At 59.4% G+C, this 4,795-nt stretch carries 5 protein-coding genes; 2 read left to right on the top strand and 3 right to left on the bottom strand.

Annotated features, from left to right (window positions below):
• Nucleotides 1-271: 271 nt before the first annotated feature.
• A complete protein-coding gene (locus tag BLX41_RS11870) occupies nucleotides 272-574 on the bottom strand; it encodes a hypothetical protein (protein WP_123725027.1) in 303 nt (100 codons plus the stop codon).
• Nucleotides 575-769: 195 nt separating this feature from the next.
• A complete protein-coding gene (locus BLX41_RS11865; RefSeq protein ID WP_123725026.1) occupies nucleotides 770-1,714 on the bottom strand; it encodes a LysR family transcriptional regulator in 945 nt (314 codons plus the stop codon).
• Between the two features lie 129 nt (nucleotides 1,715-1,843).
• Here BLX41_RS11865 and lysA point away from each other — a divergent pair, with 129 nt between their 5' ends.
• Together lysA and BLX41_RS11855 are read left to right on the top strand one after the other, a co-directional pair.
• Nucleotides 1,844-3,082: a diaminopimelate decarboxylase gene (lysA, locus tag BLX41_RS11860; RefSeq protein WP_123725025.1), complete on the top strand. Its 1,239-nt coding sequence runs from the start codon at nucleotides 1,844-1,846 to the stop codon at nucleotides 3,080-3,082.
• Nucleotides 3,083-3,268: 186 nt separating this feature from the next.
• Entirely contained in the window at nucleotides 3,269-3,940 is a 672-nt protein-coding gene (locus BLX41_RS11855; RefSeq protein ID WP_123725024.1) for a hypothetical protein, read from the top strand.
• 13 nt (nucleotides 3,941-3,953) lie between these two features.
• On the opposite strand, the gene BLX41_RS11850 is transcribed toward BLX41_RS11855, so the two are convergent.
• Nucleotides 3,954-4,795, bottom strand: an 842-nt coding sequence (locus BLX41_RS11850) for a DUF6166 domain-containing protein (protein ID WP_221179205.1), incomplete at its 5' end; no start/stop codon positions are given.

Here is a 4,795-nt window from a genome sequence, read left to right as displayed (position 1 = left end):
TGGCGATCGAGCGCTAACCTGCGCGGGTCCTCCCCGCAAAAACCGCCCTTGTAGGAGCGGGCTTGCCAGCGAAGGCGTCCGTGAGATCGCTTTCGCCAGCAAGCTGGCTCCTACGGTGAGGGGGCCGGTCAGACTTCATCCGCCATAAAACAACGAAGGCATCCGCGAGGTCGCTTTCGCCAGCAAGCTGGCTCCTACAGGCAAGGCGTCCGCAAGGTCGTCTTCGCCAGTGTAAATTCATGGCCCTACCACCTGGCTGGAGCTTCCCCGACTACGCCAGATCCAGCTGTACACCATCCACGGCACCATCGACCGTCCATTGACGAGCCCAGTCACTGTCTTGAACCACGCTGCTATGGCCCCGGTAGACGACACTCAACACGGCAGCCTGGGCGGTGTTGCCATTGCAGATCAGATACAAGTCGGCACTGGCATCCGCTTGCAGGACATAAAGAACCACGTTGCCTTGGGCAGGTATGTTGACGTTGGCCAGGTTGTTGCCCTGGGCAGTGTTCCTGATGGCAACTTGCTGCGCCGCGGCGGTGTTGTTGCGTGCGTGAATGGCGATAGGCATTTTATTTGACTCCAGAACTGGTCAGGGGATTGAGTCGCTACGGTCCGGGCCTGCACCTGAGGCTTGCCACAAGATCAACCGACCGCAGGGCTATCCTCGGTAACTGTCTGCCGCCATACGAGAGGGACATGTTTCCCTGAAACGCCAACGCGTCCTCTTCACCAACAAGCTGAACATTGGGCCACGCCCCCCCAATCAGCCTGAGCGATTCACCCCTCGTCCTCCCTGCACTATCCGCCCCACCTGCTCTTGCAGCCCCTTGGCCTGGGCCCGCAGCGACTGGCAGAAACCCTCAACAAAACTCGATGAAGGCCGGTAGTCCGGGCGGATCAGCATCACCCGATACGGCACCGACAGCTGCAGCGGACGGATCGCCAAGCCACGCCCCACTTCCTCCATGGCGCTCAAGGGATTGATGATCGCCACCCCCAGTTTCTGGCGCACCATGGCGCACACCGAGGCGGCGTTGGTGGTTTCCACCACCACCCGGCGATCGACCCCGGCCTGGCGAAAATGCTCGTCCAGGGTCTGCCGGTAGAGGTCCAGGCCCGAGAGGTTGATGAAGTTCTGCCCACGAAAATCTTCAGAGGCCAGCTGCGACTTGGCCAGCAGCGGATGATCGTCCGGGAGGATGCAGACCATGTCGGCGCAGAACAGCAGTTCCCCTTGAGTACCCCGGGGCAGGTGCTCGCTTTCGGTGAGGCCCAGGTCATGGCGCTGGGCGCTGAGGGACTCTTCCAGCAACGGCGATTCCTGGGCGGTGATGCTCAGGCCGATCCCCGGGTGTCGCTCCTGGAAGTGTTTGCACACCGGCGGCAGCAGAGTCTGGGAGAACAGCGGCAGGCAGCTCAGGCTCAATTGGCCATGCTCGAAACGGCGGATCGACTGGGCCACGCTGTTGATCCGCTCCAGCCCCACATAGGCCCGCTCCACCTCTTCCAGCAAGAGCAGGGCCTGGGCCGTAGGCAGCAGGCGCCCGCCTTCACGGTCGAACAGGCGCAAACCGGAAAGCGCTTCCAGCCGCGCCAGTTCACGGCTCACCGTAGGCTGCGAGGTGAACAGCAGGCGCGCGGCGCCGGTGACACTGCCGGCCTGCATGATGGCGCGGAATACTTCGATGTGCCGCAGGGAGATGTCCATGAACAGAAGCTCGCTTGATCGCTCGACCCATATCAAATCTGAATCAGACAACAAAGAATAGATATTTTATTGAATAGCCAGAAATCGGCATGCTGCAGTCACTCTCACTGAACACAGACAGCAATCGCCATGGCCATTCCCTTCTCTCCCGCTCAACTCGTCGCCGCCGCCCGCCAATATGGCACCCCGCTGTGGTGCTATGACGCCGCCACCATCCAGGCGCGCATTGCCCAGTTGCAGGCCTTCGACGTGGTGCGCTACGCGCAGAAAGCCTCGTCCAACCTGCACCTGCTGCGCCTGATCCGCGAAGCCGGGGTGCGGGTCGACGCCGTATCCCTGGGGGAAATCGAACGCGCCCTGCTGGCCGGTTTCAGCCCGGTCGATGCCGGTATCGTCTTCACCTGCGACCTGTTCGACGAAGCCACCCTCAAGCGTGTGGTGGAGCTGCAAGTGGAAGTCAACGCCGGCTCCATCGACATGCTCCGTCAACTCGGGGAACAGTCCCCGGGGCACCGGGTCTGGCTGCGGATCAACCCGGGCTTCGGCCACGGCCACAGCCGCAAGACCAACACCGGTGGCGAAAACAGCAAGCACGGCATCTGGCACGACCAGGTGGACGAAGCCCTGGCAGTGATCCGCCAGCACGGTCTGCACCTGGTAGGGCTGCACATGCACATCGGCTCCGGGGTCGACTACGACCACCTGGAACAAGTGGGCGCGGCCATGGTGGCGGCGGTGAAATCCCTGGACCACGACCTCGAGGCCTTCTCCATCGGCGGTGGCCTGTCCACCCCTTACCGCGACGGCGACACCGCGGTGGATGTGCAGCGCTACGCCAATGCCTGGAGCGTCGCGCGCCGGGAGATCGAGGCCTACCTGGGCCACGGCGTGCGCATGGAGATCGAACCGGGACGCTTCCTGGTGGCCGAGGCCGGTTGCCTGGTCAGCGAAGTGCGGGTGGTGAAGACCGCCGGCCAGCATCACTTCGTGCTGGTGGACACCGGCTTCAACGACCTGATGCGCCCGGCCATGTACGGCGCCTACCACGGCATGAGCCTGCTGGACGCCACCGGCCAGGCGGTGCAGCGCCCGCAACAGCTGACCGTGGTCGGCGGCCCGCTGTGCGAATCCGGCGATATTTTCACCCAGGACGATGAGTGCCTGACCCCGCGCCTGCTGCCCCAGGCCCAGGTCGGCGACCTGCTGGTGCTGCACGACACCGGCGCCTATGGCGCCAGCATGTCCTCCAACTACAACAGTCGGCCGCTGCTGCCGGAAGTGCTGTTCGCCAACGGCCAGCCACAGCTGATCCGTCGTCGCCAGCCACTGGCGGACCTGCTGGCGCTGGAGCTGGAGCTGGGGTTGTAAGCCCCTCTGGATACTGATCCGGATAGCGACACAGGGAAACAAGGCCCTGTGTTCGCCCAGCCACGTGCTCGACCCCTTCCCTGCCAACGCGCTACTGACAGGCTTATCCAGCCCGCTCCATGGACAAGGCAAACCCCTTGAACTAAAAGTTAGGAGCCAGGAGTTCCGAGCACAAGAGAGAGAGCCATGTGCGATGCAGAGAAGGGCAAGAAAGAGCCCGGCAAGAGCGAGGGCGGCAGCGGGCTCACCTCGATCTTCAACCTCATTCCCAGCATCTACTACGACCTGATTGCGCGGATCTGCCCAGGCATGGCGTTCTGGATCGTCCTGGCCTTCAAGTACCCGCTCCTGCCAGGGAGTGAACCGCAAAGTGTTCCAGCAATGCTCACAGGCACTCTGCTTATCGTATTGATCATTCTTAGCTACGTATCGGGCATCGTCTTCACAGGTTTTGCCGTCCTCTGGGACCTGTTGTCCATCGCCCTCTTAGCCAGCAATCAGAACATGAAACAATTGTTGGGGCTGGACGGAGAAACACCCACCTCCTTTACCAGGCAATGGAAACATCTTTCAAAGTGCATCGACCAAGTCATAAAAGAGGATGAGGGGGCCGGGAAGACACTGGTGAAGGCCATGGCGGAAGTGGCGCTCTGCCAGAACCTGCTGACCGGATTCATTACCCTGATCACCATAGAACTGTGCTACAAAACCCCAATTTTTCTGCCAATCGCTCAATACAAATCACTTTACCTGGGCATTAGCATCGCCCTCATCACTTCGATGCTATTTCGTCAGGCGATGTTTCTTGGTCGCGTAAAGGACTTGCACGAACTCTACATAAAAGACCGCGAGGTCTAAGCGCCACAAGAAGTCAATTGTCATAGTAGATCCCCTGGATTCCAAGAATCCGCACGACTTGAGCGCCCTGCCACTCTCGTTTGAGCGCTACCACTGCCAGCAACTTGTTCGAGGTAGCATCCAGATTCTTCTTGGCCACAGGAAGAAAGATCGACACCTGACTGACAAGCGTTGCCTCTACAGGGACCTCATGCTGTTCTCCGCGATAGCACTCCATATGCAAGACGCTGCCAATCAAGTCTTTGATAATGAAAAACTCTCGGGAAAAATCCTCATGCTGAGGCAACTCGGCTTGGCTCTTGTCCCACAGCAACTGCCCTTGGGGCGTCACCTTCGACAGTGCGAGCCGCAGGTCCGCACTTGAAATCCGGTGCTCCGCGGTGAAGTGCAGTCTTGAAATCAAATTGTTCAAGAGCGCGTTGATTTCGTTCTCTCCGGGCGTGGCGCCATCCAGGTGATGAGCCAGTAAGGATACGGCCAGAAACTTGCTGCCGGTCCCTTTGCCACCCCAGCCGAATTCTCCTTGATTGGCATGCAGATCGCGTCGTCCCTCCAGCAGATGCTTGCGTGACGATTGGAGATCAAGGCAGATGACCAGTCTGACCCCTTCGACAATCCTCAATGAATACTCGAAATCAGGCTCCTCCTGATAATGCTGTGTAGGCATGATGATGCGTTCGTATATTTTGTTTATATACCCTTTATTGTTCGCGACATCCGCCTCATACATACCATTTTCAATGCTATTGAAGATCACTTGCGAACTAAGGTTTCGGTACTTTTCATAGGTTCTGTGCTTGGTGACAGAGAATACATAGTTGTCCCCTTTGTCCTCGAAGCTTTGAACAATTTCTT

Origin of the sequence: Pseudomonas protegens, assembly GCF_003732485.1 — a bacterium.
Lineage (GTDB): Bacteria > Pseudomonadota > Gammaproteobacteria > Pseudomonadales > Pseudomonadaceae > Aquipseudomonas > Aquipseudomonas protegens_B.
This window is presented reverse-complemented; position numbering and strand designations above follow the sequence as displayed.

Excerpts from the sequence above, each read along its gene's own strand:
- BLX41_RS11870 (WP_123725027.1), bottom strand. The coding sequence starts at position 574 with ATGCCTATCGCCATTCACGCACGCAACAACACCGCCGCGGCGCAGCAA.
- BLX41_RS11865 (WP_123725026.1), bottom strand. The coding sequence starts at position 1,714 with ATGGACATCTCCCTGCGGCACATCGAAGTATTCCGCGCCATCATGCAG.
- lysA (WP_123725025.1), top strand. The coding sequence starts at position 1,844 with ATGGCCATTCCCTTCTCTCCCGCTCAACTCGTCGCCGCCGCCCGCCAA.
- BLX41_RS11855 (WP_123725024.1), top strand. The coding sequence starts at position 3,269 with ATGTGCGATGCAGAGAAGGGCAAGAAAGAGCCCGGCAAGAGCGAGGGC.